Here is a 26,296-nt window from a genome sequence, read left to right on the forward strand (position 1 = left end):
TATTTTGATTTATTAAACAGTTATAAAAACTGATTTAATCCTAAATCACCGATTCCAAAACTTAAAACCTCTAGAACCTTTTAAAATACACATAATATCTTAAATCTGTCCAATAAACCTCATGTTAATTATAACATAATTCATTTAAATTAAACAAATTTTTAACAACTAATTCTCATCAGATGGGAAAAATATGCCCGCTTCAATCCTAGCTTGATTTATAGCCTGGACAGTGGCCAAAGTCAAATCAGCAAGGTCGTTAGCCTTTTTATAATCCCTGTCTTTTATAATTTTAGAAAAGTCAATCCATTCATAAAAAAGCCTAGACTTAGTCTCATCAAGTTCTAAAAGCTCATCATCCTGACCCTTAACAGAAATTACGGCTGTATCGAAGGAATTTAAGGCATCCTTTATAGTAATAGTACCCAACTCTCCCTGGATAGTATTTAAAAATTCTGCAGAAGAATCCTTAGCTCCTATACAAACAGCCTTAAAATCTCCATAATCCATCACCATAACTCCAGAAGTATCAATAGAATTTTCAATATTTGGAAAATATTTAACATCCTCTGGCACTCCAAAAAGATTAATCACATAATCAATATTATAAACATTAAGATCCATGAGGGCCCCACCAGCATGACCAAGGCTAAAGGCCGGGGCAATCTCCCCCTTCTTAAAGGCATCATATCTAGATGAATATTGGGAATAATTGAAAGAAACAAGCTTAAGCTTACCCAAATCCTTTATCCTCTCCTTAACAGCAAGAGCATTTGGATTAAAACGGTTACTCATAGCTTCAAGGACGATTAGATTTTTCTTTTCAGCCTTCCTAAAAATCTTAAGGGCCTGGTTGATATCAGCAGTAAAAGGCTTCTCGCAAATAATATCCTTGCCATAATCAAGGGCCTTATCCATAACCTCATAGTGGAGATTATTGGGAAGAGCTACATAAACAACCTCAACATCATCATCAGCTAGAAGCTTCTCATAATCAGTGTAATATTTATGAATTTCATATCTTCGGCATAAATCTTTGAGTTTTTCCTCACTACGGCTAGTAGCCGCAATAGCAAGAAGATCAATACCATCTATATCATTTAAAAAAGTGAGCTGTTCCTGGACAATTTTCCCAGCCCCAATAATTCCTAATTTCATAAAAATCCTTTCATTAAGTATTGTTATATTAATACCCAAAAAAGCTAGACTTTTATACAATATAAAATTATTTTAGGGGCTTGCCCCTAAAACCCCTACTTTATTATCCAAGACAATATTATTATGAGGTTTAATTCTTCGTTATTTTATCTTTTATTAAATGATTATTATTTACTATTGAATCTCCGTCTCAAGGGGAGGCCCAAGGGACCTTCCGCATGGTCCCTCATCGGCCTCCCCTTAAACCCCTCCCCGTTACACCCCCAGGCGGCCCCTAAAGCGGGGAGCATGAACAGAAGCTTGCCTTCGGCAAGCCTCTCTTGGCAGGCATAATCCTTTGTTTTAGCCATCCTAATTCTTACTAGTTTTGACATTCCGATGCCTAAAAATCTCAATCTAGTCCAAATTTATGTTTTGTATATACCCTACATCTTAGTAGTTACAGAAATTTAATATTCACTCGTGCGTCAGGAGATTTTTTTAACGACATCTCCATTTACAAAATCTCCCGACCTTTGGGGATATAGTTCTGTATTCTGAGAGAATATTAACGTCAAAGTAGATTTAAGACTCGTCTTCCTTTGACAAACTTTGCGATTAGTTGTTTAGAGAATAGAACTTTAAGATATACTTAATTAAAATCGTTAATTATTTCAAATCAAGTCGGCGTCCAAAAATTTTGTTGAACGAAACGAAGTGGAGTGAATCTAAATTTTTAGCTGACGAGATTTGAAATAATAGATTTTGTACCAGGATGAATAGCAGTCAGGTCTAATAAAGAAGATTGCCAGAGGCAATCTTCATTTTACCCTCTGCAAGAGTCGCTTGCGGGGTGTAACGAAGTGGGGGTGTAAGGGGGAGGGCAATGAGGACCCATGCGAAAGGGTCCTTGGCCCTCCCCCTTTGGCGAAGTCATCAGCTTAATGACAATAATTTATTATGATAAAAAATTACAAAGAATTAAAGTAAATATTAATATTATCTTGGATAATAGACCAACCATCTTGGATAATAAAACAGGGATTTTTAGGAGAAGCCCCTAGAATACTTTATCTTGGATAAAAATGGTATAATTATCTTAAAAGCAAAAAGTAAAGGATATATAATGAATAAAAATTACGAATTAATTAAAAGTGAAGGCTTTGATAAGTTAGGAATCACTGCCTTTTACTACAAACATATAAAAACTGGGGCAAGGGTTGTCTTTGCCAAGTCGTCCGATGCTAACAAGACTTTTGGGATTGGTTTTAAGACTCCCCCTACAAATTCTAAGGGCATGGCCCACATTATGGAACATTCTGTTCTTAATGGGTCTAAGAAATATAGGACTAAGGATCCCTTTATGGATATGGCTTCTTCGAGCCTACAGACCTTCCTAAATGCTATGACCTATCCTGATAAGACTGTTTTCCCTGTTTCTAGTGAAAACGACAAGGACTTTAGAAACCTAGTTGATGTCTATACAGATGCGGTTTTTGCACCCCTTGTCCTTGAAAAAAAGGAAATCCTTGACCAAGAGGGTTGGCATTTTGATCTTGATGACAATGATAAGGTCGTCGGCGTATCTGGCGTAGTTTATAATGAAATGAAAGGGGCTCTTTCTGATCCAGAAAGCCTTATCTCAAATGAAATAAATTCTTACCTCTATAAAAATAGTCCTTATGAATACGAATCAGGTGGAAATCCTGCTGATATCAAGGATTTGACCTTTGATGACTTTGTGGACTTTTACAAAACTCACTACCACCCATCAAATGCCTATATCTATTATTATGGAAATATAGATGACATCGATGCCTATCTTACAAGGCTTGATGAGGAATATCTAAGCCACTATGATTATAAGGATATAGACCTTGCCATAGAAGTTGTGGAAAATCATTATGAAGCTCCAATCGAGGGGACTTATCCATCTGCAAGGGAAAATGAAAACGAAGACTACCTATCCTATGCCATGCTCACCCACTCAAGCCTGGATATAAAGGAAACACTCACAGCAGCTGTTCTTGTCAATGCCCTTTTTAATATGGATTCATCAAAGATTAGGCTAGAAGTCCAAGAAAAATTATCACCAGAATATTTCTATGCAAGAAATACCTACGGCAACCAAGCTGGTCTTATCATCCAAGCTCAAAAGGCTGATGGGGATAAGCTAGATGATTTTGTAAAAATAATTGAAGATGGCCTTAAAGAAGCAAGCCAGGGCCTAAATAAGGAAGCCCTAAAATCTGCCTTTTCTCTCTTTGAATTTGGTCAATTGGAAAACCTAAATTCTGTAAATGCAGGCCTTACTTATTACCTATCCATGTCCTTTGACGCAGATCCTTTCGAAGTATTCAAAATCGTTGACTATCTAAAGGAATTAAGGGAATTAATAGATACAGATTATTATGAAAATTTCATCAAAGATTTCTATATAGATAATCCTACAAGGCTAATTCACCTTTCAAAGCCAAGCATGGCCTACAACAAAAAGAAAGACGCCGAATTTAAAGATTTTCTTGCTAGGGTCAATAGAGAGATGTCTGATGAAAAATTAGAAGAGATAAAGGCATCTCTTAAGGATCTTGAGACCTACCAAAATAGGGAAAATACCGAGGAAGAAAAGGCCACAATTCCAGTCCTTGACCTAAGAGATGTGCCTACAGCAACTGTAAAAGTAAAAAGACTCGTTGAAGAAGAAAAATTCCAATATGTTTTCAACGACCTAAATACAGCAGGCCTCATCTATACAGAGCTTTATTTTGATATCAATCACCTAAGCCTGGAGGACTTAAAATACGCCCAAATCTTTGCAGAGCTTGCTGCATCAATAGATACAAAAAATATATCCTATACAGAAATTGACGATATAATCTGGCAAAAACTTGGTTCTATCAACTTTTCAATAACAAACTTTAGACAAGGGCCAGAAAAAATTGATAGGAACTTTAAAGTTGGATTTAAGACCCTAAGGGCCTATGCAAAAGATGCCATGAATCTAGTAAATGACTTTGCCTTTAATTCTATTTTTGACAATAAGGCGAGAATCCTTGAGCTTTTAAGGATTAGAAAGTCAATTTTCGAATCAAGAATGTATGATTCAGGCCACATGATAGCCATAAATAGGAATAATTCACACCTAGATAAGGCTGCCTTCATCCAGGAAAATATAACAGGTCTAGCCTATTATGACTTTATAAAAGATGTCATCAAGCTTTGTGAAAATGATTTTGAAAGCCTCAGAGAAAAACTAGAAAAAATTAGCAAGGAAATCTTTACAAAGAGTCTTTCAATTAATATTGCGGCAACTAAAGAAGATTACCTAATAATGAAGAATGCAATCAATGATAATCTAGTAAATCTTAAGGATAAGCCAGAAGATGTAGAAATTGACTTTTCTCCAAAGGCCATAAAAGAAGCCATCGCATCAGATGCCAATGTAAATTACGTATCAAAATCAGCAAAGCTTGATGCTAAAAGCTTTAAAGGCTCTTACATGCTAGCAAGCTCTATAATTTCAAATCCTTACCTATATTCCCTAATCAGAGCCAAGGGCGGTGCCTACGGGGCAGGAATGACCATAACAAGGGCCCTAAACCTTGCAACTTACTCCTACAGGGACCCAAATATAGAAAAAACCCTAGAAGCCTATGACCAGATTCCAGAAATCGCAGCAAATCTTGAAATGAGTCAGAGAGATTTTGATAACCAAAAAATCTCATCCATGGGCTCTATCCTAAGACCTAGGTCTCCAAAGCAAATGGCAGATAGCGATTATTCCTACTTTAGGATCAAAAACGCAAAAAAAGAAGATGATATCCTTGCTGAAATCAAGGCTACAAAAATCGAAGACATAAAAGATATGGCAGATGATTTCAAAAAGGCCATGAACCTAAATAATATAACAGTTTTTGGCTCTAGGGAAGATATATTTGCCATCGAAGACAAGTTTGATAAAGTTATAGACCTAAAAGATTGATATATTGAATTTTTCAAAAAATAATCTTAAATATATTAAATTCTATTTAAATTATATTGAGCTAGCGTATAATGATTATAGAAAATGAAAGTGAGAGAAAAATGGCAAAGAAAAATAATAACTTTAGATTTGACCTAGACGATTTAGATTTCGACCTAGATAATATAGACTTTGCCTCAATCGGGCAAAAAATTAAAAATTCAGTAACATCAGCCATAAATGGCTTTAGCAGAGGATTTTCTACAAATCTACCAGCCATAAGAGACCCAAATGTGTGCGAGCAAAAAAATCCAATTGGTCCAGGAAGGATTAATGGCCTTAAATTCTTTGCAGTCATTATTGGCATTACCTGCATTAGTATAGGTCTAGATGAATTACTTTATATGGGCTTAGCGAATTTTATATTTAAATCATTACTAATTGCTGTAGGGATAGGAGTACCTATCTACATGTGGCAAATAGCCAATAACAACAAGCGCCTAGCCATAAACTATTCTAGATTTAAAAGGGAGCTTGGGACAAACACTATTATTTCAATAAAAGACTTGGCAAGTGCGGTAAGCCAGAGTGAAAAACAGACAATCAATGATTTGCTATATTTTATGAAGCAAAACTACTTCAAACAAGCAAGAATTGTTGAAAATGATTCAATTTTCATCCTTGATATACCAACCTTCAAGCTCTACAAGGAAAAGATAGCAGGCCTTCCTTACTATAAGAGGGAAGAAATTACAGATGATGTGTCAGTTGAAGATATAAACAAGGACCAGGCAGAAAATATAATCACAAACTCAGACCAAATCCTTGAAAAGATGAACAAAGCCGGATCAAATATAAGGTCAGAATCCTTTAAGGCCAAGCTTTCTGTTCTTTTCACAAATATAGCTGACATCTTAAACATAGTCAAAAAATATCCACAAAAGGCAAGTAGCCTTACAAAATTTAACGACTATTACATGCCAACCTCCCTCAAACTAATCGAATCATTCGAAGAATTTGAGCTGATGAATACAGATGATATAAAGATTAGAAAGGCCATGGCAGAGATTGAAAATTCAATCAAAACCATTGCTGAAGCCTTTGACAACATCAAGGTAGACCTTCTAAGCGACAGGGCTATGGATGTAAAAACAGACATAGACACCATAGAGCTAATCCTAAATCAAGAAGGCCTACTAGAAAATGATTGGAGTGAAAAATGAGTGACATCAAATTAAGCCTAGATGGCGCAGAAGAAAACGACCCAAAGCTAGAAGCAATCACAAATGATAGCCCAGACTTGATTGAAAATAAGATCACATTTTCAGAAGCAGAAGAGAAGATGATAGATGAGTTTTCCAAAAAAATTGACCTAGAAAATACAAATATCATCTTGCAATACGGCTCAGGAGCCCAAAAGAAAATCTCAAACTTCTCCGAAAAAACCCTAGACACAGTAAGAAACAAGGACTTAGGAGAAATCGGAGGCCTGCTTGATAAGGTAGTCGTTGATATCAGGCATATGGAAGATGATGAACCATCTGGCCCACTTGGCTTTTTCAAAAAAGCCACCAACAAGCTAGAAGACCTCAAAGTTCGCTACCAATCAGCCGAAAAAAACATAAACGACGTAGCAAAGGTCCTAGAAAATCATCAGATAACCCTCATGAAGGATATATCCATGCTCGATCAGATGTATGATTTAAATGAAGACTACTACAAGGAAATCTCCATGTACATCGAGGCAGGAAATAGAAAGCTAGCCGACCTTTACAAAAACGACATCCCAGCCCTAGAGCTCAAGGCTCAGGCAAGTAACCTCCCACTAGATGCCCAAAAGGTAAACGACCTAAAGGCCCAGGCTAACCGATTTGAGAAAAAACTCCACGACCTTGACCTAACAAGGATGGTATCAATCCAGATGGCTCCACAAATAAGGATGGTCCAATCATCAAACTCCATAATGGCAGAAAAAATCCAAACAACAATTGTAAACACCATCCCATTATGGAAAAACCAAATGGTCCTAGCCCTAGGCATGAACCACACCGACCAAGCCATAAGAACCCAACAAAGAGTAACCGACCTGACCAATGAGCTATTAAGGAAAAACGCAGATACCCTAAAACAAAACACCATAAAAACCGCCAAGGCAACAGAACGTGGTATAATAGACCTAGAAACAATAAAACATACAAACGAAGCCCTAATAACAACCATAGAAGAAGTAAGAAACATCCAAATAGAAGGCAAGAAAAATAGAGAACAAGCCAAGGCCGAAATAGCAAACCTAGAAGCCGAACTAAAAAGAAACTTGACACAAAGAAACTAAGGTATACTTTATAAAAGTAAGCTTATCGGTTAAAGAAAATCTATTGAAATAACTATCCTCATTACTCAAGAAGCTTGCCGAAGGCAAGCAACCTTATTCGCCCTCCGCTAAGGAGCCGGATGTGGGGTGTAACGGGGAGGGGGTTTAAGGGGGAGCCCAATGAGGGACCATCCGGAAGGTCCCTTGGGGCTCCCCCTTGAACGAAGAGAATCGATAAATAGATACTGTTCATCATGATATAAACAATTAAGATGAAAATAATTTATTTTGAATAAGGGGGATTAATAATGCACGAATTTAAACCAGGCGAAAAAATCGAATTCAAATTCGACTGCCAAATGCTAATAGCAAGAACAGACAAAGACCTAGACGAAGATGAAATCTTTGACTATATTTCAGAAAACCTAGAGGGTGATTCCCTACTTGCAGTTGGGGATGAAGACTTAATAAAAATCCACTTCCACTCCAATAAACCATGGGAAGTCCTAGAATACGCAGCAAGCCTAGGCGATATCCATGATATTGTCGTTGAGAATATGCAAAGACAAGCTGACGGCTTGCAAGGATAAAAATAAACCTAGTTATTAAGCAAAACTTAATAACTGGGTTTATTTTATATTTCAACATTTATTCGATGTATTTTCCATTATCCATAATAAAAGGTGGAGCCGCTTCTGGATCTATGAAGTCCTTAAACTTATCCTGCAAATACTTATAACAAGCATCCTTTGTAGGGAATTTTATGGCCTGATAAGGTTCCTCAAAGGAGATTTTTTCTACAAAAAGATATCCCCCATCTATTTCAGTCAAAACTCCTATATGGCCGATAAAAAGCTTATCTCCGTCTAATTTGTCATGGATCATGACAGATACTAGGTCAAATTTTTCTGGATAGGTCCAGTTCTGATAATATTTTTCGGCAATCTTGCCCTGGACAGCTGGGTCTTTGGATGATTCTGTCGGAATGCTTGTAAAAAACTCCTTAAATTTAAAAGTTTCATCATCATTAAAGATTTTTCCCTTTTTTATCATATCGAGGTCTGTAAAAAGCATGGAATCATCGATTTCTGTTTGATTTTTATTAGTAAGCTCATCTCCACTAAGCAAGAAAGCATTTATCCTACAATTAGTATCTACTAAATCTTTTCCATCCCTCTTCTCGATAATTTTACCAGTGTCATAGGTCTTATTTATATCCTTGATAAAACCATCAACAAGCAAGTCATTACCAACAGCCTCATTATAGTCCTTAACAAGCTTCATAAAGCTATTTACCCTATCAGGATTAATTTTGTCCTTAAGAGTATTTTTTACAAATTTTTGGCTATCTTCATCAGCCATATTGCTAAGACTTGGCTCTACTATCTGATTTTGAATTTCTTTTCCTTCTTCTAGGCCTTTATCCTTTTGGCTACATGCTCCTAAAATTAAAGTCATGGCAAGGATTGCTAATATTTTTTTCATTCATTCTCCTATTTTATAAATATCTTATATTATACCAGAAATAATTTCCAGTTTTTATTTTTATTTGCAAGAAACTTTTTACATATTAAAGCAATATGATATAATTATCTTAACAAGAAGAAAGGATGCGAACATGAAAAAAATTCTATTAAGTCTTTTAACCCTGACCCTAATGCTTAGTGCTTGTAATAACAAGGGTAGTGTTAAGAAGGAAAATAGCAAAAGTGATATTGAAGCAAATTATGAAACAGATAGCAGTGTAGATTCCGCTGAGTCTGATGATGAAGATGGCCTAAGTCTTGGCGAACAAAAAAGAATTATCCTAGATAGAGTAGAAGTAAAAGACCAAAAGGCTAAAAAATTTAAGGCAAAACAAACAGATGATATCTTTAAAGAACTTGCTGGCAAAGAATTTTCAAACTATCCTGCTAGCGGATCTGAAAGAATTTATTTCCGAGAAAATGGAAATGTAGATGGAGCAGCCCTTTATGGCAATGGCAATATGTTCTCATCTACCCTATATAAGGCCAAATTTGACCTAGTCAAAAAAATTGATGACCTAACTTATGAAATAAAACTAACTAGCCTAGACTACCAAAATCCAGTAGACAAGGAAGAAAAAATCAACAAGAATGGTTATGAATATATCCACAACTTCGTAAGGTCTCCATATTTTGATAAAAAAATAGGGCAGACTTTTAAAATCTATTTGCCTAAAACAAAGGTGAGTTCCTTAAAAGATAGGGACATAATGTCCATCGAAGGTACAGATAACCACATAGCAAATGGCCAAATCAATGTTTTTGCCCTAGCGGGTAAGGATAAAAACTCTAACAATGAAGACTTTGTAATAATGTCAGAATTAGTAGATAAGAAGATGAAAAGCGCCAAAAAAGATGACAAAAATTACCTTGCTTACTTTGAAGCAGAATGGAAAAGATTCATAGATAAGGTAGCTAAAGAGAAGGATGAAAATCCTGAAGATAAAACTAATCCTGATGATGAAAATTTTGATATCCTAGCTAAAATGATTCTAGATTCCTATGAAATGGATACAAAATCTGGCAAGGACATTATAAACCTAGATAAGGCTCAAAAATTCTTAAAAGAAAATGCTGGAATCTTTGCCGATATGAAATATGCTGAGAAATATAAAGATAGATTCAAAGATATAGGCATAAGCGGCCTAGATTTAAAAGCAGACAAAGACCAACCTATCATAAAAATCAGAGGATCCTATGTCGATGAAGCTGAAATAGAGCCAGAAAATGGCAAATTTGGCCTATGGGATAACTACCTAAGAGCAAGGCTAAATTCAGGAGAAGATATAATAATCAAGCTCAAACTCCTAGGAAATAGGCTTAATTATACCTATGATGCATCTGATGGATCTAAGGTAGTAAATGTTTGGGCCCTACCACTAGGCGTCTATAAAACAACAGATGACAATGGCAAAGAAATAAGAGTATTTGAATTTGTCAGTGGTAAAGGCGTTCAAGATCAAGCTTATAAACTATTTGGAGATGACTACAATAAATAAGATAACAAAAGCCGGCAAAATAGCCGGCTTACTTTTTTAGGGCTTAGGCTCCTTAAGTAGGGCCTCAGCCTTTTTATATTCTGGAAAAAAGCTTTCAACCAGAGCATAAAAGCTCTTGCTGTGGTTAGGTTCAAGCAAATGACAAAGCTCATGGACAAGGACATAAGTTAAGCAGATGGGCTCATACTTAGCAAGGTTTGTATTAAGCCAAACTCGTTTCTTAGAAGTATTGCAAGACCCCCAACGAGTCTTCATCTTTCTGAGCCTGTATTCATTAGCTTTTAAGCCTGTCAATTCTTCAACTTCCTTAATAGCATCATCTTTCTTAGTTTTTAAAGATTTTCTATAAAAATCATCAAGGAGCTCATCTTTTAAAGCCCCACTTAAGTCCCCCTTATAAAAAAATATTATCTTTGAATCACAAATCTTAAAAGCATTTTTACTATCTTTAATAAATTCAAGCTTATAGGCCCTGCCCCAAAGATAAATAAGACCCTCATCCCTGGTATTCCTAGCCTTAGCAAACTTAGCTTGATTTTTAATAATCCAATCTTTCCTAGCAGATACAAAAGCCTCAAGGTCCTTATTACTGACGTGGGAAGGAGCGGAAAGAACAAGATCTCCAAAAGGCGGAGTGACCTTTAGGATGATATTTTTTTGGTTTTTTCTCTTTCTTAGAGAAAGAGAAAAAGAAGCTATTGTTGTTTGGATTTTCATGAAAAATTCCTTTTTTCCTATCCTAGATAGGAGTATTTTTTCTTTATTATCCAAGATAATAACTTTTTGCTTTACTATCCAAGATAATAAAGTGGGATTTTTAGGGGGAAGCCCCCTAAATACTTTATCTTTGATAAAAAGGATTAAAGAATCTTCCCTCATTTACAAAAAATAAAGCAATCCCAATCCCCACTATTAAAACCACTCCTATTATTACAAATATGTCTGATTTTTTAAAGGGCTTTGCCCTGTACCAGGTTCTTTCTTTGTTCTTGCCAAAACGTCTTAATTCCATGGCTTGGGAGATTGTTTCTATTCTCTCTAGACTGTCAAAAATTAGGGGCAATACTATATTTGAACTTGCCTTTACTCTTTTTACAAAGCTTGTCTTCCTACTCATCTCTATGCCTCTGGCCTGGCTTGCGCTTCTTATATCGTAGTAGGAAGCCTGGATATCTGGTATATATCTTAGGGCTAGGGCTACTGCGTAGGAGATTTTGTAGGATAGGCCTATCCTATTTAAGCTTGATGAAAATTCGCTTGGATCTGTTGTTAGGATAAAGATTATGGCAAGGGGGATGGTTGAAAAATATTTTAAGCCTACATTTAGTTCGTAAAATAATTGCTCGGCTGTTAAACTATACCTACCAAAGCCCTCCCAAAGAACTGTCCTTGTCCCATAAAGTTTGACCCCGTATTCTGGCTCGAAGATATAGATAGCTAGAAGATTTATTATTGAAAAGACCGCCACTATTTTTACCAAAAATGATATCTCTTCCCATTTGATTTTTGCTACTTTCATGGTTATCAGGGATAGGACCATGACAAAGATTAGAAATCTCGTGTCAAAGGATGTCATAACAATTATTGATAAGAGGATGAAGGCTATTAACTTGCTTGCCCCTGATAGGTCGTGGACTAGAGTGTCTTTTTTGATATAACCTAGGGTATTATTCATCTTTTCCTCCTCTTTCATATGCAATAAAACTTTCTATGAAGTCTTTTGGATCTATTCCTTCTAATTTTTGACCAAGTTTATAAAGAGATGTCTCCGCAAGGTGTGCCCTAGCTATTAGGTCTTTCTCAGAAAATAAATCTGCTGGATTGGTGTCAGCTAAGATTTTTTTACCTTCTATAACTATGACTCTATCTGTATATTCCTGGATTAGGTGCATGTCATGGCTTATCATAAGTATACTTAGTCCGTACTTATCCCTTAAATCTTTGATAAAATCCATCATCTGCCTGTAGTGGCCTAGGTCTTGGCCTGCTGTTGGTTCATCTAGGATTATAACTTCTGGGTCTAGGACTAGGATCGAAGCTATAGTAACCCTTCTTTTTTGACCATAGGAAAGGGCTGATATTGGCCAATTTCTAAATGGATAGAGGCCACAAATCTTTAGGGTCTCTTCTACTTTTTCCCTTATTAGGTCTTCGTCAATATTTCTTATCCTTAGACCAAAGGCGACTTCATCATAAATCATGGTTTTAGATATCATGGCATTAGGGTTTTGAAGGACAAAGCCAATCTTTTCTGCAATTTCTTTTATGGAAAGGCTGCTTGTATCCTCGCCTTTGATGTAGATTTTGCCTTTATTTGGCCTTAGAAAGCCTGCCATTAGCTTGGCTAAGGTTGATTTACCGGCACCATTTGGCCCAACAATTGAAGTAAGCTCTCCTTTTTTGATTTCTAAATTTATATTTTCTAATATCAAGTCCTTATCATAGGCAAAAGATAAATCTTCAATTTTTATTAATTCTTCCTTAGAATTTTCCTTGACCTCTTCTTTAATATTTGTTGACCAAGTCCTTAGCTTATCTAGGTCACAATCCTTAATATTTACCTGGTCAATGTCTCCTAGCTTGTCATAGGCTTTTATGTCGCATCCCGCATAGGCTAGGGCATCTAGGTAGAGAGGTTTTCTGATTGTGATTTTATCTAGGATGTCTGATTTTAAAAGGTCAGTCGGAGATAGGTCCGCTAGGATTTTGCCCCCATCTACCGCTATTATCCTGTCTGGATCAAGGAGGAGAGCCTCTTCTAGCCTGTGTTCTATGACTATGACTGTAACTTTGAGTCTTTCTGCCAAGTCCCTTACAAGCTTCATTGTTGCCCTGCCGCTTTTTGGGTCTAGGTTTGCCAAAGGCTCATCTAAAAGCAAGATTGGTACTTGGCTTATCAAAACCCCACCTATTGATACAGTCTGCTTTTGTCCACCCGATAAATCGCTTGGTTTTCTGTCTAAGAGCTTTGTAATCTTTAGCTCATCGGCCCATTTTTCTACAAGTTCTTTCATCTTTTCCTGGTCCACCTTATCATTTTCAAGACAAAAGGCCATATCTTCTGCTACAGTAAGGCCTACAAATTGGCCGTCAGTATCTTGGAGGACTGTTCCTGTCGATAAGGAGAGGTCAAAGATTGATGAATCCTTGATGTTTTTTCCATCAACAAAGACCTCCCCCTCTATATCTCCGGGGAAGGTATTTGGTATTTGGCCATTTAGGCTCTTAGCAAGGGTCGACTTGCCAGAGCCTGATGGGCCTACTATTACAATTTTTTCACCCTTTTTGATTTCTAAATTGATATCTATAAGGGAGGGCTCAGCCTGTGCTCTGTATTTAAAAGAGTAATTATTAAATTTTACTAAGGACTGGCTCTTATCTGTCATATTAGTCTCTACTTAATGAATTGTCTGCTGTTTGGGTCTTAGCATAAGCTGCAATTAAGATTGTTCCCAAAATTCCTACTGCAAGGCTGTTAAGGCCTGCTGATACAAAACCTTGGGCAAACACCTTATTGGCTGGCTCTGAATAAATTAGGATGTCTAAAACTGGCGCAACTAGGCCCCAAGAGATGACATTGGTTATGATTTGTCCGATGTTAAATTTGATTATATCTTTTTTCTCAAATTTACCCTTGCTTAGATCAAGATTTTTTCCAACTAGGCCAAATCCTGCTCCTGTTACCCCGCTTGTGATAACCCATGACCACCATAGGCCGTAAGTTAATAGGTCCTTGATAGCATGGCCTATAAGTCCAATTAGGCATCCAACAACCGGTCCAAAAAGCACGCTCATTAGAGCTAGGAATGGGTAGGTTGTTTCTACTGATGTATTTGGAATAAAACCTACTGGTATTGATAAAAATCTACCTAGAATAAAAAACACTGCAGCACCGATGCCTATAGCAACTATGCTTGTAATTGAATTATTTTTTTTCATTATATCTCCTTTTTGATAAATATGGTCCAATCTGCACCTGTCCCTATCTGGTAGGTGTCAGAAAATGATGCTTGGTTGATGGCTATACCTAAATTTATTAGGGAATTGATATAGGCTATAGTCTCCCCAAGTCCAACGTCTGCGAAAGAATGGCCAAAGGTCATTTGATTTTCATATTTTTTGATATTTTTATAGAAAATTGTAACCTTAATAGCATCACCCTGCTTGATATCCGCCTTCTTTAATAAGTCTAGCGGAATATTTGTCCATAAAGATCCAAATCTAATATCTAGGATATCGATAGTTCCCTCTATTACTCCATCTTTAAATACAGCCTCCTTGATAGGTGAATATACCAATTCATCAAGTCTAATTTCTTTTAGAAAATGATAATAACCCTCATCACTTGCAAGCTTTGCCCCATTGTAGGCATAGACATCCCTGCCATGGAAGGTGTGGGAATTTTCTGAAAAAGGGAGCCTATCCTTAACCTCATCGATAATCCTTGCTGATTCTAGGCCAATAAATTTAGCCACATGGGAAATAGTTCCATTATCTGGAGTGACTATATAGTGGCCGCTCTTTGTCTTTACAACAATAGAATTCCTATCGCTGCCTACTCCTGGATCTACTACTGATACAAAAACTGTTCCCTTTGGCCAATATTCTATGGTTTGCAAAATCCTATAGGAAGCCTCAAAAATATTGTAAGGTTTGATATCGTGGGTTAGATCATCTATTATTAGATCAGAATTTACCATTCTAGCAACCCCGTGCATGGCAGATACTGCCCCATCTCCTAAACCAAAGTCTGATTGAAAAACTAAAGCGTTCATTTTAATAAGTCCTTTCATAAATAAAATGCCTAGGCGGAAAATTTTCAAATTTTTAATCAAAAAACACCCACCTGCGATGGATGTTCATTTTCTACCTATCCATCATTCAAGCTTTAGCACCTTAGCCTTTGCTAGGTTGCTGAAGGGTCATCAAGCTTGTCTCTCGCCTTCTCTTTATGGTAAGAACATTATACCCCTAAAAAAACCTTTGTCTTTAAAAAAATCAAAAAGCACCCTCATAATGAAAGAGTGCTTTTTGATAAACAGAATGTTGTAGGATAATAATATAATAAGAATTTATCTTGCTTTTAATATTGGCGAAACCCTCTTATAGATTAGGTCTGTAACTAAGGCTGCAACTGCACCCTTAACTAGGTTAAATGGCACAATTGAAAGTAGCATTAGGCTTACATAGGATTTAACAAGTGGGTTGCCTGGTACTTGGCCAGCAAAGGCTTCAAGTGGGAATCCCATTGCCTTAGCATAGGCTGGGAATACTACAAAGGCATTTGAAAGTGTAGCTATAGCTGTCATTGCGATAACTCCACAAGCAAGTGCAAAGATAGCTGTTTTCTTAGTCTTCCTGTTTTTATAAATTGTAGATGCTACAAATACGAAAGTTGAACCAACTATAAAGTTTGATAGTTCGCCAACTCCAACAGTTTGTGTCTTAGTTAGGTTAAGAATATTTTTAACTAATTGAATAGCAACTCCTGCCCAAGGTCCCATAGCAAAGCCTCCTATAAGGGCTGGCACATCTGCCAAATCCACTCTCATAAATGGTGGGGCTATTGGAATTGGTACTTGGAAAAACATGAGTATAAAAGCCAAAGCGGCTAAGATACCAATTTTAGTAACGTTGCTTAGTGAAATAGATCTTGTTTTGTTCATATAATACCTCCCTTTGGGCATAAAAAATGCCCTAAAATCAGGGCTCGAAAAAAATTATAATAATCTTCTTCCATCCAGACTATACTGTCGGTTTTGGAATTGCACCAAATCGGTCCAAATGGACTCGCAGACTATAACTGCCGGTTAAGGAATTTCACCTTTCCCTGAAGAAGCAATGGTTTTCATTGCTATATAATATCTATTAATTTATCTACTTATATTATAAACTATCGTCTATAATATGTCAAATTTTTATTCAGGGGAACAAGAATCAAGTGTCCACCTATATCCTTGCCTACTAACTGTCTCAATTGGAGCAAGATCTGCCTTTTTAAACTCATTTCTAATCTTTCTGATATGTTCTCTAACAGACCTAGGTGTGGTGTCAAGGTTTTTGTCAGTTTTCATGATCTCCACTATATCTTCCTTGCTAAGGGTCTTGCCCATATTAGAGATTAAGATTGCACAAATAGCAAGCTCAGACTTGGTTAAATCCAAAATCTTATTGCCAACTCTAAAGATACCATTATCTTCTTCCATGGTGCAAAAACCAAGCTTAATAATATTGGCCTGACTTATCTCTTCTACCTTCTTAAAAATATTTTGGATAAATTCATCCCTAGTTACAGAATGGATAACAAAATCCTTATCATCAAGTTCTTGCTCGTAAGGATTTTTCTTATATCTTTCAGTTAGGTAGATTACAGGAATTTTGGTCTTTTGTTTGATATATTGGATAAATTGTAGACACTTATTATGAGTCATATCAACAAGGATAAGATCATAAACGCTACAATCTTTAAACAAAAGCTCATCCATAGATTCGATTTTCTCCACAAGAACATCATTCTTATTAAAGTGAGAATTTATTAAATTTGATACACCATTCTCATATTCAACAGAAGCAATTCTCATTTTTTCCTTCTTTCCTAATAAAGATTTAATAAAATCATTTTCGTAAAACCTACAAATACTTTTATGTTTCTTTAAAATTAATAATTTTTTATAAGTTAACATTTAAAATATAAAGCAATACATGTAAATCTTACTATCTATGTAGAATATCTTTAAACAACTTTAACTTAGCCAAGTTTATTTTATAAATCTTTATAATATATTTTAATTAATCCTGTTAACACTTTTCGCTCATAAGGGATATTTACAAGATATTTTTATTATCACAATTAAAAGTGTAATAAATATGTTTAATATTAAAATATCAATAAAAAAGAGTCCTTAAGGACTCTTTCAAAGATTTATAGATAATATTTTTTAACTACATTTAGTTCATCATCTAGTTCATAAACTAGTGGTTGACCTGTTGGGATTTCTAAATCCATTATATCATCATCTGAGATTTTTTCTAGGTGTTTAGCTAGGGCTCTTAAGCTGTTGCCGTGAGCTGCTACTAGGACTGTGTCGCCTTCAAGTAGTTGTGGAGCAATTTTGTCGAAGTAATAAGGTAGTACTCTTTCAAGTGTTACCTTTAGGTTTTCTGCACCTGGAATTACATCTTTTGGAAGGTGAGCAAACATTGGAAGTGCTGCTTGTCTTTCTTTTTCTTCTGCTGAGAGTTCTGGTGGAAGTGTATCATATGATCTTCTCCAGATGTGAACTTGTTCATCACCGTATTTTTCAGCTGTTTCTGCTTTGTTTAGACCTTGTAGGGCACCGTAGTGTCTTTCGTTTAGTCTCCAAGATTTTTCAACTGGTACAAATAATTGGTCAGAATATTCAAGAGCAAAGTTACAAGTTTTGATAGCTCTTTTTAGGATTGATGTGTGAGCATAATCAAATTTGATGCCTGCTTCTTTGATCTTTCTTCCAGCTTCCTTAGCTTCTTCTACACCCTTATCAGATAGGTTAACATCTACCCAACCTGTAAATTTGTTAGCTAGGTTCCATTCACTTTGGCCATGTCTTACTAATACTAATTTTTTTGTCATTATCTTCTCCTCAGTTTTTCATAAGCTTCATTTTCAGCTTGCTTGCTTTTAACAGCTTCGTTCCTATTCTCATCTAATTGGTCTATCCAATTTAGGGCCTTGGCAGTTCCCTCAATTACACATTCTTGAGGATTATCAGCTATCCTTGCCTCAATCCTAAATTTCTCTTCAATCCTCTCCTTTAGACCCAAGGTATAGGAGCCTCCCCCTGTAAGGATAATTTGCCTATCAAATATATCACTTGCAAGTTCTGGCGGAGTTACTTCCATAACTCTTTTTACCCCTTCTACAATCAAATCAATCTGACGTTTTATAGAATCCTTGACCTCACTAACAGGTATATAAACCTTAGATGGGAGGCCATTAGCTATTTCCCTACCCTTAACCTCGATTGAATCATCGACTGTAAGCTTACCTGCTTCTTTTTTGATAGCTTCTGCACTTTGATCGCCAATAAGTAGCCCATAGCGAGTCCTAATATAATCCTTTATAGCCTTATCAAATGTTAGACCTGCTACATCAACAGACTTACTAGATATGATTTGGCCCATGGATATAACCGCTATATCACAAGTGCCTCCTCCTACATCGACAACCATAGATCCCTTAGGATCTGTTATATCTACACCTGCGCCAAGGGCTGCAGCTAGGGGTTCTTCAATAAGATAAGTCCTGTGAGCTCCAGCATTTTCAGCCGCCTGGAGGACTGCTCTTTTTTCAACTTGGGTAGACCTTGCTGGTACACAAATAAGTAAATCAGGTTTGAAAAGGGATTTTTTGACAGATTTATTCAAAAAATGTTCAAGCATCCTCTCGGTAGCTCTAAAATCTGCAATAACCCCATCTTTCATCGGAAGGATACAGGAAACATTCCCAGCAGCCCTACCAATCAATTTCTTAGCATCTTCACCAACCGCAAGTATCTCATCTGTAAGGACATCTATAGCTATGACAGATGGTTCATTTAAAACTATTCCTTTGTTATAAACATAGACTAGCACACTAGCCGTTCCTAGGTCAATAGCAACCGACCTTCTAAATCTTGCCATAATATTTTTCTCTTTCTCCCATCCGAGATGGGGTATCATTTGTTTTCTTTATTTTTTTGCTTAATAAAATTATATCATAATAGGGTGATTTTTTCATTAAAGAATATTTTTTTCTTTTATCCTAGATAAAAATATTATTATTTACTAATTATCTCCGTTATTTTATATTATAATAAATTATTGTCATCAAGCTGATGGCTTCGTCTAAAGGAGGGGCGAAGGGGGCGGCCGCGCTCTCGGCCGCTAGGGCAAAATCCCCCTCATGCCCCTCCTTAAACCTCCAGCTGGCCCGTCGGCTCATGGAGACTCACCCCCTCCCGGCTCCTTAGGCGGAGTGCGAAACAGGAAGATTTTTTTCAAAAATCTTCTTTAGTATGACGGATTACTTCGTATTTATCTAGCCTTGTTCTTACTGATTTAAAATCAAAAGTCTCCTAAAAATCACAATCTAGTCCAACTATAATTTTTATACTTACCAACTATCTTAGTAGTTACATTACTGATATATAAATGTGGCTGTCAGTGTGATTTTATTTACGGTGACTTTTTATTTTAAATCTCCCAATAAATTAGTATCTTAGATTCTCTAATCGCAATGTTTGCGAAGCTAAAGCCCTATCCTAGCGAAGCGAAGCTGAGCTATGGAAGGACTTATGCAGAGTAAAACGAGCCTAACATCTACCTTGACGTCAATATTCTCTCAGAATACAGAATAATTCTCCAAAGGTCAGGAGATTTTGTAAATGGAGATGCCGTTAAGAAAATCTCCTGACGCACGAATACAAATAAAGATTCCGTAACTACTAAGATGTAGAGTGTATACAAAATAAATATTCGGGCTAGATTGAGATTTTTAGGCATCGAAATGTCAAAATCAGTTAGGATAGGGATAGCTAATACAAGGGGTTTTGTCTAAAAATAGAGGATTGCCGTTAGGCAATCTTCATTTTTCGCCCTCCGCTAAGGAGTCGCTTGTGGGGTGTAACGGGGAGGGGTTTAAGGGGAGGCCGATGAGGACCCATGCGAAAGGGTCCTTGGGCCTCCCCTTACTACGAAGATTCAATAGTATATAAATATTGTTAACTATGAGATGACAATACGAAGAATTAAAGCTTATAATACTATTATCTTGGATAATAAGAAACGGATTATTAGGGAAACTCCCTAATAATTTTTAAGGTCTTGGACCTTATCAAGCCTCTCCCATGTAAACTCTTCCTCATCCCTGCCAAAATGACCGTAGGCGGCTGTTTTTTTGTAGATTGGACGTCTTAGGTCTAGGTTTGCTATTATGGCTGCTGGTCTGAAGTCGAAGTTTTCTTCTAGGATTTCTAGGAGTTTTTCGTCATCGTATTTGCCTGTTCCAAAGCTATCTACATAGATTGATAGGGGTTTTGCTACTCCTATGGCATAAGATACTCCTATTTCTAGCTTATCTGCTAGGCCTGCTGCTACCATGTTTTTGGCTGCATATCTAGCCATATAAGCTGCTGACCTGTCTACCTTTGTTGGGTCTTTGCCTGAAAATGCTCCGCCACCTGCTTTTGAATAGCCGCCGTAGGAATCTACTATTATTTTTCTTCCTGTAAGTCCGCTATCTCCCTTTGGGCCGCCTATTACGAATTTGCCTGTTGGGTTGATGTAGATTTTGGTATTTTCATCTATTAATTTTTCATCTACTACTGCTTTTATAACGTGATTTATGATATCTTCTCTTATTTTTTCTAAGGATACTTCTTCCTTATGTTGGCTTGAGATGACTATGGAGTCGATTCTTACTAGCTTATCATCATCATATTCTACTGTAACCTGGGTCTTGCCATCTGGCCTTAAATAGTCTAGGATGCCTTCTTTTCTAACTTGGGCTAGTCTTTTAGCTAGGGCTTGGGCCATAGCTACTGATACCGGAAGATATGAGTCTGTTTCATTGTCTGCATAGCCAAAGACCATGCCTTGGTCTCCTGCTCCTATTTGGTCAAATGGGTCAGAGCCTTCTTTGTATTCGCTTGCCTTATCTACACCTTGGGCTATGTCTGCTGATTGCTCGATTAGGCTAGTGAGTACTGCTACATTTTCATAGTCAAAACCAGTGTCTCCATCTGTATAGCCAATTTCTTTTATGGTCTCTCTTACTATATTTTCTATTGGGGCATAGGCTTCTGTTGAGATTTCTCCTACTACTAGGACAAGGCCTGTGGTTGTGACTGTCTCGCAAGCTACTCTTGAGTTTTTATCTTGTCTTAGGCATTCATCTAGGATTGCATCTGATATTTGATCGCAGACCTTATCTGGATGGCCTTCTGTTACTGATTCGCTGGTTATTAATTTTCTCATTCTTTCTCCTTTAGGTAAACTATTGCTCTTGATTCTATGCCGAGGCCCTTTCCTGTAAAGCCTAATTTCTCGCTGGTTGAGGCCTTTACTGATACATTTGCTAGGTCAGTTTTTAGGTGGCGAGCCAATAATTTTACTATTTCTTCTCTTTTTGGTGATATTTTTGGCATCTCACAGATTATTACTGAGTCGATGTTGCCTATTTCATAGCCCATATCTTCCATTTTTTGGACAACCCTATCTAAAAGGTCAATGGAATATATGTCCTTGTAGGCTGGGTCTGTGTCTGGGAAGAGGTTACCAATATCTGGAAGGGCTAGGGCGCCGAGGATGGCATCCATTATGGCATGGGTTAAGACATCTGCATCTGAATGGCCTAAGAGGCCCTTTTCATAATCAAATTTGACTCCACCTAGGATTAGGTCCCTTCCTTCTACTAATTTGTGGACGTCATAGCCTATTCCTACTCTCATTTTTCTTCCTTTCTTAAAAATCCTTCGCCAAAGATTATATCTTCTTGGGTTGTAATTTTTATATTTTGATATTCGCCTTCTACGATTTTTACCGGTGTTTTCTTGTCAAAAAATTCGAAAAGTTGGCTGTCATCGGTGACTTTTGCTTCACTTGTCATATATTTTTCGTAGAGGGTCTTGATTTTTTCTACCTCAAAGGCTTGGGGTGTTTGGATATTATATACAAAGTCTCTATTAGGAGTGAAGTCTACCTCTCCCCTCTCATTGGCTACTTTTATGGTATCCTTGGCTTTGGTTGCAGCTATGGCTGCCTTATAATTATCCATTTCTTTTAATGTTCTTCTAAAAAGTTCTAGGCTTGCAAAAGGTCTTACCCCATCGTGGGTTAAGACCAGTTGACTTTTTTTATTTAAGGCCATTAGGCCATTGTATGTTGACTCTTCACGGCTTTTGCCGCCATTTACTATCTTTATTCGCCTGTCATTTATTTTTTCTACTAGGCTAGCTGCCATTTTTCTATCTTCTTCTCTTATAACTAGGACTATTTCGTCAAATTCAACTAGTGAGATGACCTTTTCTAGGGTTATTTCTAGGATTTTCTTGCCTGCTATCTCTATATATGGCTTGTTTGTGGCTAGACCCATCCTAAGTCCTGATCCAGCTGCTGTTATGATGGCTGATAGGTATTTTCCTTTATACATCCTCACTCCTTACAAATATCATCCTGCCTGCAGATGTTTGAAGGACGGATGTTACTTTGGCATTTATGACCTGATCTATGAGGCCTGCTCCATCTTCTACAACTACCATGGTTCCATCTTCTAGGTAGCCTACGCCTTGGTTTTTACCCTTTCCTTCTTTGATTACCTCTATTTGCATTAGCTCACCTGGTATTACTACTGGTTTTAGGGCATTGGCTAGATCGTTTATATTTAGGATTGGTATACCTTGTACATTGGCTACCTTGCTTAGGTTGTAGTCATTTGTAAATACCTTGGCTCCCAAATCTAGGGCTAGTTTTAAGAGTTTGGCATCTACTTCTTTTATGTCTTCGTAGTCCTTATCTAAAACTTTTAGATTAATCTTATCTGTTTCCTGGATTTTCTTGATTATATCAAGGCCCCTGCGACCTCTTTCTCTTTTTAAGTCATCTGGGCTATCTGCTATGTGCTGGAGCTCTTCTAGGACAAATTCTGTCACTATTAGCTCACCTTCCAAGAAGTCTGTATTTATTATATCAAGGATTCTCCCATCTATTATTACAGATGTATCGAGAACCTTTGGACTTGCGGTCATATTTGCCCTGTCAAAGGCTATTTTTTCTTTTTTGTCTTTTTTATCTTCTTTTGACCTTGTCATGAAGGCTATTAGGTCATCTGCATTTCTTATAGCAAGTCTCCATCCAAGATAACCAAAACCGATATATAATAAAATAGATAATAGCACAAAAATAGAATTTCCTACTACAGGTAGGGATAGTTTGGTTAATGGGGTTGATGCTAATGCTGCTACTAAGAAGCCTAGAATTATACCAAGTACGCCTATAACAAGGTTTGCCGCTGGCAATTTACTAATCTTCTTTTCTAAAATTGAAAAACTTATTGTTGCTTTGTTGGCAATCGGGTCTGCAATTAAATAAAAAATAAATGCAAATAAAGCTGATGCTAGAATATTAGCCCCTATAAATAATTTGCCGCTATTAGGGATAAACCCAAAAGCGGCGTTAACTACTTTTAAGACTACTATTCCAAGAACAGCCCCGATTAGCATGAAAACTAATCTGATTATTCTCTTCATAATATCTCCTTATAAACCGATAGACTCATCTATCATCTTTTCTGCCTCTTCTTTGTCTAGAGAACCCACCATGACTAACTCACTAGCAAGGATTCTCCTTGCCCTATTAAGAAGCTTTTTCTCAGTTGTTGAAAGTCCCTTATCATTATCCAAAATTGCAAGATTTCTAACCATCTTAGCGATTTCAAAGACATCTCCAGTCTTTAGAATATCTTGATTGTCCCTATATCTTTTGGTCCAATTAGTATTCATCTCTGTTGGCTTATCATCTAGGATTTGTAAAACTTCTTTTCCTTCTTCCTTGGAAATAATACTTCTGATGTTCATTTCACCTATTTTCTCAGCTGGAATTGATATATCCATATCTCCAATAGGCATCTTAAGAATAAAATATTCCTTCTCCTCGCCCATAAAAGTCATCTTTTCAATGGAATCAATCACGCCAGCCCCGTGCAATGGGTAAACTATCTTATCGCCTACTTTAAACATATAACCTCCTAGGTTCTCTAGTAGTATTATACCATAAATTTAAAAATAAGCTTATAGTAAGCTATCAGTATATTCCAAAAAATATTTTTATCAATCCTTAAGGCCTGTTTTTATGTTAATTCTTTTATGAATAACCTCAATATTTGCATCTGTAGTTTTACCACCAAAGTCGCCATCAAGCGACCAGGAGACTTTTTCATCAGTCTTTACCCTAAGACTAGATGCCTGGCGCCTAATAACAAAGTCATTTGACTCATTGTTGGTAAGGGCCTGGATAATCTTATTTAGGTCAATAAGGCTCTCAGGTCTTTTAACCAGGGTAATTTCAAAAAGCCCATCAGAAAGGCCAACCTCTCCATCAAAAATATCAGTAAAACCACCCACAGAAATAGAATTAGAGGCCATAAAGTGAATAAAATCACCCTTAATAAGCTCATGATCAACTTCAATTTCTGCCTGGTAGGATTTCATAGATTGGATAGGAAGTAAATTCTTAAGTCCTTCAACAATATAGGCAGAGCGGCCCAAAATATTTTTCATATCCTGATCAGTAGAAAAACTTATATCAGAGAGAGCTCCAAAGGCTGCCACATAGACAAAATACTTATCATCAATCTTTCCAACATCAATCCTCTTAACCTTACCCCTGACAGCAGTTCTAGTCGCTTTTTCAATTTCTGGAGAAATATTAATAGACCTTGAAAAATCATTTGTAGAACCTGTAGGTATATAAGAAAAAGTCGGATCAATATCAGCTCTAAGAGCAGCAGAAACAGCCTCATCCAAAGTACCATCACCACCTGATACAAGGATGTTATCAAAGTCCTTTCCATATTTTTCAACAATCTCACGACAATCTCCAGCCTTTTGGGTAGCATAAACAGTAGGAAAAATCCCCTTGCTAGATAGGTATTCAATAATAGAAGAAAGGCTATTCTGAATAGCCCTCTGGCCAGAGTTTGGATTATAAACAAATAACATTTTTTTCATAAAATCACCTTTTCTTAGGGCAAATTGCCTAAATCACCAATAATATATATTTGATTTTACTACAAAATATTGAAATTTTTAGGGGCTTCCCCTAAAAATCCCTGTTTTTATCCAAGATAATAATATTTTCTTTATTCTTTAATGAATGGTAATTATTTAGTGTTTTTCTTCGTAATTTAATCTTATAATAAATTATTTCTATTTACTATTGAATCTCCGTCTAAAGGAGGGGCGAAGGGGGCGACCGATGCCCCCTCATGCCCCTCCTTAAACCTCCCCATTTCACCCCCTCCCGGCTCCTTAAGCGGAGTGCGAACAGAGAAGATTGCCTAACGGCAATCCACTCTTTGTAGACAAAGCCCCTTGTATTAGCTATCTCAATCCTTAGTGATTTTGACATTTCGATGCCTAAAAATCTCAATCTAGTCCAAATATTTATTTTGTATATACTCTACTTCTCAGCACTTACAAAAATTTTATTTGTACTCGTGCGTCAGGAGATTTTCTTAACGGCATCTCCATTTACAAAATCTCTCGACCTTGGGGATTTTATTCTGTATTCTGAGAGAATATTAACGTCTAATTAGTTTTAAAGCTCGTTTTACTCTGCATAAGTCCTTCCATAGCTCAGCTTTGCTTCGCTAGGATAGGGCTTTAGCTTCGCAAACATTGCGACTAGAGAATCTAATAACCTCATCTATTGGGAGATTTAAAATAAAAAGTACCCGTCAAGAAAATCACACTGACAGCCATATTTAAGTACAAATACTGTAACTACTAAGATGACAAGTAACTGCAAAAATACAATTTGGACTAGATTGTGATTTTTAGGGGACTTTTGATTTTAAATCAGTATGAACAAGGTCATCTACATACGAAGTAATCCGCCATACTAAAGAAGATTTTTTTAAAAAATCTTCCTCTTTCGCACTCCGCCTAAGGAGCAGAGGGGGGTGAGGGAAATGGGGGTGTAAGTGGGAAAGCTGGAGGGGTGTAGGACTCCCCAAAAGTTGTAGCTAGAAAAGAGGCTGCAATGAAAAAATATAGTTTAGAATTAAAGAAAAAAGTAATAAAAGAATACGAAGAAGGCGAAATAAGTTTAAATAAATTAGCAAGAA

The 26,296-nt window shown here is 36.6% G+C and carries 22 protein-coding genes and 2 riboswitches; of the genes, 5 read left to right on the top strand and 17 right to left on the bottom strand.

The genetic code is table 11. The annotated features are described in order from the left end of the window. Window positions 1–168: 168 nt before the first annotated feature. On the bottom strand, window positions 169–1,158 hold the full coding sequence (locus NH288_RS07230) for a Gfo/Idh/MocA family protein (protein ID WP_265214244.1): 990 nt from the start codon (window positions 1,156–1,158) through the stop codon (window positions 169–171). A gap of 1,105 nt (window positions 1,159–2,263) precedes the next feature. Here NH288_RS07230 and NH288_RS07235 point away from each other — a divergent pair. The 4 genes from NH288_RS07235 (at window position 2,264) to NH288_RS07250 (ending at window position 7,999) form a co-directional block, all read left to right on the top strand. Next, window positions 2,264–5,119 (top strand): insulinase family protein, encoded by a 2,856-nt coding sequence (locus NH288_RS07235; RefSeq protein WP_265214246.1) that lies wholly within the window; start codon window positions 2,264–2,266, stop codon window positions 5,117–5,119. 101 nt (window positions 5,120–5,220) lie between these two features. Continuing rightward, the gene (locus tag NH288_RS07240) at window positions 5,221–6,321 is read left to right on the top strand and encodes a 5-bromo-4-chloroindolyl phosphate hydrolysis family protein (RefSeq protein WP_265214248.1); all 1,101 of its coding nucleotides are present in this window, start codon (window positions 5,221–5,223) and stop codon (window positions 6,319–6,321) included. Next, complete coding sequence (locus tag NH288_RS07245; protein WP_106461057.1) at window positions 6,318–7,430, top strand: toxic anion resistance protein; 1,113 nt, start codon at window positions 6,318–6,320, stop codon at window positions 7,428–7,430. Before NH288_RS07240 ends, NH288_RS07245 begins: the two co-directional genes overlap by 4 nt. A gap of 287 nt (window positions 7,431–7,717) precedes the next feature. Then, window positions 7,718–7,999, top strand: coding sequence for a kinase to dihydroxyacetone kinase (locus NH288_RS07250; protein WP_265214249.1), 282 nt, complete (start codon window positions 7,718–7,720; stop codon window positions 7,997–7,999). Between the two features lie 58 nt (window positions 8,000–8,057). On the opposite strand, the gene NH288_RS07255 is transcribed toward NH288_RS07250, so the two are convergent. Beyond that, on the bottom strand, window positions 8,058–8,894 hold the full coding sequence (locus NH288_RS07255) for a DUF4300 family protein (protein ID WP_265214251.1): 837 nt from the start codon (window positions 8,892–8,894) through the stop codon (window positions 8,058–8,060). Window positions 8,895–9,027: 133 nt separating this feature from the next. Here NH288_RS07255 and NH288_RS07260 point away from each other — a divergent pair, with 133 nt between their 5' ends. Continuing rightward, the gene (locus tag NH288_RS07260) at window positions 9,028–10,434 is read left to right on the top strand and encodes a hypothetical protein (protein WP_265214253.1); all 1,407 of its coding nucleotides are present in this window, start codon (window positions 9,028–9,030) and stop codon (window positions 10,432–10,434) included. Window positions 10,435–10,470: 36 nt separating this feature from the next. Here NH288_RS07260 and NH288_RS07265 read toward each other — a convergent pair whose 3' ends face one another. The 15 genes from NH288_RS07265 to NH288_RS07335 all read right to left on the bottom strand — a co-directional run bounded on the left by NH288_RS07265 (window position 10,471) and on the right by NH288_RS07335 (window position 25,178). Continuing rightward, window positions 10,471–11,151: a M48 family metallopeptidase gene (locus tag NH288_RS07265; protein WP_265214255.1), complete on the bottom strand. Its 681-nt coding sequence runs from the start codon at window positions 11,149–11,151 to the stop codon at window positions 10,471–10,473. A gap of 124 nt (window positions 11,152–11,275) precedes the next feature. Continuing rightward, window positions 11,276–12,109 carry an energy-coupling factor transporter transmembrane component T family protein gene (locus NH288_RS07270; protein WP_265214257.1) on the bottom strand — a complete coding sequence of 278 codons (834 nt, stop codon included), beginning with the start codon at window positions 12,107–12,109 and terminating at the stop codon, window positions 11,276–11,278. After that, window positions 12,102–13,820 carry an ABC transporter ATP-binding protein gene (locus NH288_RS07275; protein WP_265214259.1) on the bottom strand — a complete coding sequence of 573 codons (1,719 nt, stop codon included), beginning with the start codon at window positions 13,818–13,820 and terminating at the stop codon, window positions 12,102–12,104. Before NH288_RS07275 ends, NH288_RS07270 begins: the two co-directional genes overlap by 8 nt. Window position 13,821: 1 nt before the next feature. Further along, window positions 13,822–14,373, bottom strand: a complete 552-nt coding sequence (locus NH288_RS07280; RefSeq protein ID WP_106461064.1) for an ECF-type riboflavin transporter substrate-binding protein — start codon at window positions 14,371–14,373, stop codon at window positions 13,822–13,824. Beyond that, window positions 14,373–15,209 carry an S-adenosyl-l-methionine hydroxide adenosyltransferase family protein gene (locus NH288_RS07285; RefSeq protein ID WP_265214261.1) on the bottom strand — a complete coding sequence of 279 codons (837 nt, stop codon included), beginning with the start codon at window positions 15,207–15,209 and terminating at the stop codon, window positions 14,373–14,375. The genes NH288_RS07280 and NH288_RS07285 overlap by 1 nt, the downstream gene beginning before the upstream one ends. Before the next feature lie 96 nt (window positions 15,210–15,305). Next, window positions 15,306–15,392, bottom strand: a riboswitch (SAM riboswitch). Window positions 15,393–15,506: 114 nt separating this feature from the next. Further along, window positions 15,507–16,100 carry an ECF transporter S component gene (locus tag NH288_RS07290; protein ID WP_106461065.1) on the bottom strand — a complete coding sequence of 198 codons (594 nt, stop codon included), beginning with the start codon at window positions 16,098–16,100 and terminating at the stop codon, window positions 15,507–15,509. A 58-nt stretch (window positions 16,101–16,158) separates the two neighbouring features. After that, window positions 16,159–16,276, bottom strand: a riboswitch (FMN riboswitch). A gap of 76 nt (window positions 16,277–16,352) precedes the next feature. After that, entirely contained in the window at window positions 16,353–17,015 is a 663-nt protein-coding gene (locus tag NH288_RS07295) for a winged helix-turn-helix domain-containing protein (protein ID WP_106461066.1), read from the bottom strand. A 341-nt stretch (window positions 17,016–17,356) separates the two neighbouring features. Next, window positions 17,357–18,046: a 2,3-diphosphoglycerate-dependent phosphoglycerate mutase gene (gene gpmA, locus NH288_RS07300; RefSeq protein WP_106461067.1), complete on the bottom strand. Its 690-nt coding sequence runs from the start codon at window positions 18,044–18,046 to the stop codon at window positions 17,357–17,359. Beyond that, window positions 18,046–19,095 carry a rod shape-determining protein gene (locus tag NH288_RS07305; protein ID WP_265214264.1) on the bottom strand — a complete coding sequence of 350 codons (1,050 nt, stop codon included), beginning with the start codon at window positions 19,093–19,095 and terminating at the stop codon, window positions 18,046–18,048. Before NH288_RS07305 ends, gpmA begins: the two co-directional genes overlap by 1 nt. Before the next feature lie 1,164 nt (window positions 19,096–20,259). After that, on the bottom strand, window positions 20,260–21,429 hold the full coding sequence (metK, locus tag NH288_RS07310) for a methionine adenosyltransferase (protein ID WP_265214266.1): 1,170 nt from the start codon (window positions 21,427–21,429) through the stop codon (window positions 20,260–20,262). Beyond that, complete coding sequence (ispF, locus tag NH288_RS07315) at window positions 21,426–21,902, bottom strand: 2-C-methyl-D-erythritol 2,4-cyclodiphosphate synthase (RefSeq protein ID WP_265214267.1); 477 nt, start codon at window positions 21,900–21,902, stop codon at window positions 21,426–21,428. Before ispF ends, metK begins: the two co-directional genes overlap by 4 nt. Further along, the gene (gene ispD / locus NH288_RS07320; RefSeq protein ID WP_265214269.1) at window positions 21,899–22,603 is read right to left on the bottom strand and encodes a 2-C-methyl-D-erythritol 4-phosphate cytidylyltransferase; all 705 of its coding nucleotides are present in this window, start codon (window positions 22,601–22,603) and stop codon (window positions 21,899–21,901) included. Before ispD ends, ispF begins: the two co-directional genes overlap by 4 nt. Beyond that, window positions 22,596–23,699 carry a PIN/TRAM domain-containing protein gene (locus tag NH288_RS07325; protein WP_265214271.1) on the bottom strand — a complete coding sequence of 368 codons (1,104 nt, stop codon included), beginning with the start codon at window positions 23,697–23,699 and terminating at the stop codon, window positions 22,596–22,598. Before NH288_RS07325 ends, ispD begins: the two co-directional genes overlap by 8 nt. Before the next feature lie 9 nt (window positions 23,700–23,708). After that, window positions 23,709–24,188 (bottom strand): CarD family transcriptional regulator, encoded by a 480-nt coding sequence (locus tag NH288_RS07330; protein WP_106461074.1) that lies wholly within the window; start codon window positions 24,186–24,188, stop codon window positions 23,709–23,711. Between the two features lie 90 nt (window positions 24,189–24,278). Continuing rightward, on the bottom strand, window positions 24,279–25,178 hold the full coding sequence (locus NH288_RS07335) for a diacylglycerol/lipid kinase family protein (RefSeq protein ID WP_265214274.1): 900 nt from the start codon (window positions 25,176–25,178) through the stop codon (window positions 24,279–24,281). Window positions 25,179–26,296: the final 1,118 nt, after the last annotated feature.

The sequence above is a fragment of the Anaerococcus sp. NML200537 genome (assembly GCF_026131715.1).
GTDB classification, from domain to species: domain Bacteria; phylum Bacillota; class Clostridia; order Tissierellales; family Peptoniphilaceae; genus Anaerococcus; species Anaerococcus kampingae.

Bases quoted from the DNA above. Each gene is read 5' to 3' on its own strand.
- NH288_RS07240 (WP_265214248.1), top strand. From the start codon at position 5,221: ATGGCAAAGAAAAATAATAACTTTAGATTTGACCTAGACGATTTAGAT.
- NH288_RS07280 (WP_106461064.1), bottom strand. From the start codon at position 14,373: ATGAAAAAAAATAATTCAATTACAAGCATAGTTGCTATAGGCATCGGT.
- NH288_RS07260 (WP_265214253.1), top strand. From the start codon at position 9,028: ATGAAAAAAATTCTATTAAGTCTTTTAACCCTGACCCTAATGCTTAGT.
- gpmA (WP_106461067.1), bottom strand. From the start codon at position 18,046: ATGACAAAAAAATTAGTATTAGTAAGACATGGCCAAAGTGAATGGAAC.
- NH288_RS07285 (WP_265214261.1), bottom strand. From the start codon at position 15,209: ATGAACGCTTTAGTTTTTCAATCAGACTTTGGTTTAGGAGATGGGGCA.
- NH288_RS07330 (WP_106461074.1), bottom strand. From the start codon at position 24,188: ATGTTTAAAGTAGGCGATAAGATAGTTTACCCATTGCACGGGGCTGGC.
- NH288_RS07250 (WP_265214249.1), top strand. From the start codon at position 7,718: ATGCACGAATTTAAACCAGGCGAAAAAATCGAATTCAAATTCGACTGC.
- NH288_RS07275 (WP_265214259.1), bottom strand. From the start codon at position 13,820: ATGACAGATAAGAGCCAGTCCTTAGTAAAATTTAATAATTACTCTTTT.
- NH288_RS07230 (WP_265214244.1), bottom strand. From the start codon at position 1,158: ATGAAATTAGGAATTATTGGGGCTGGGAAAATTGTCCAGGAACAGCTC.
- metK (WP_265214266.1), bottom strand. From the start codon at position 21,429: ATGAGAAAATTAATAACCAGCGAATCAGTAACAGAAGGCCATCCAGAT.
- NH288_RS07255 (WP_265214251.1), bottom strand. From the start codon at position 8,894: ATGAAAAAAATATTAGCAATCCTTGCCATGACTTTAATTTTAGGAGCA.
- NH288_RS07325 (WP_265214271.1), bottom strand. From the start codon at position 23,699: ATGAAGAGAATAATCAGATTAGTTTTCATGCTAATCGGGGCTGTTCTT.
- ispF (WP_265214267.1), bottom strand. From the start codon at position 21,902: ATGAGAGTAGGAATAGGCTATGACGTCCACAAATTAGTAGAAGGAAGG.
- ispD (WP_265214269.1), bottom strand. From the start codon at position 22,603: ATGTATAAAGGAAAATACCTATCAGCCATCATAACAGCAGCTGGATCA.
- NH288_RS07245 (WP_106461057.1), top strand. From the start codon at position 6,318: ATGAGTGACATCAAATTAAGCCTAGATGGCGCAGAAGAAAACGACCCA.
- NH288_RS07335 (WP_265214274.1), bottom strand. From the start codon at position 25,178: ATGAAAAAAATGTTATTTGTTTATAATCCAAACTCTGGCCAGAGGGCT.
- NH288_RS07265 (WP_265214255.1), bottom strand. From the start codon at position 11,151: ATGAAAATCCAAACAACAATAGCTTCTTTTTCTCTTTCTCTAAGAAAG.
- NH288_RS07235 (WP_265214246.1), top strand. From the start codon at position 2,264: ATGAATAAAAATTACGAATTAATTAAAAGTGAAGGCTTTGATAAGTTA.
- NH288_RS07295 (WP_106461066.1), bottom strand. From the start codon at position 17,015: ATGAGAATTGCTTCTGTTGAATATGAGAATGGTGTATCAAATTTAATA.
- NH288_RS07290 (WP_106461065.1), bottom strand. From the start codon at position 16,100: ATGAACAAAACAAGATCTATTTCACTAAGCAACGTTACTAAAATTGGT.
- NH288_RS07305 (WP_265214264.1), bottom strand. From the start codon at position 19,095: ATGGCAAGATTTAGAAGGTCGGTTGCTATTGACCTAGGAACGGCTAGT.
- NH288_RS07270 (WP_265214257.1), bottom strand. From the start codon at position 12,109: ATGAATAATACCCTAGGTTATATCAAAAAAGACACTCTAGTCCACGAC.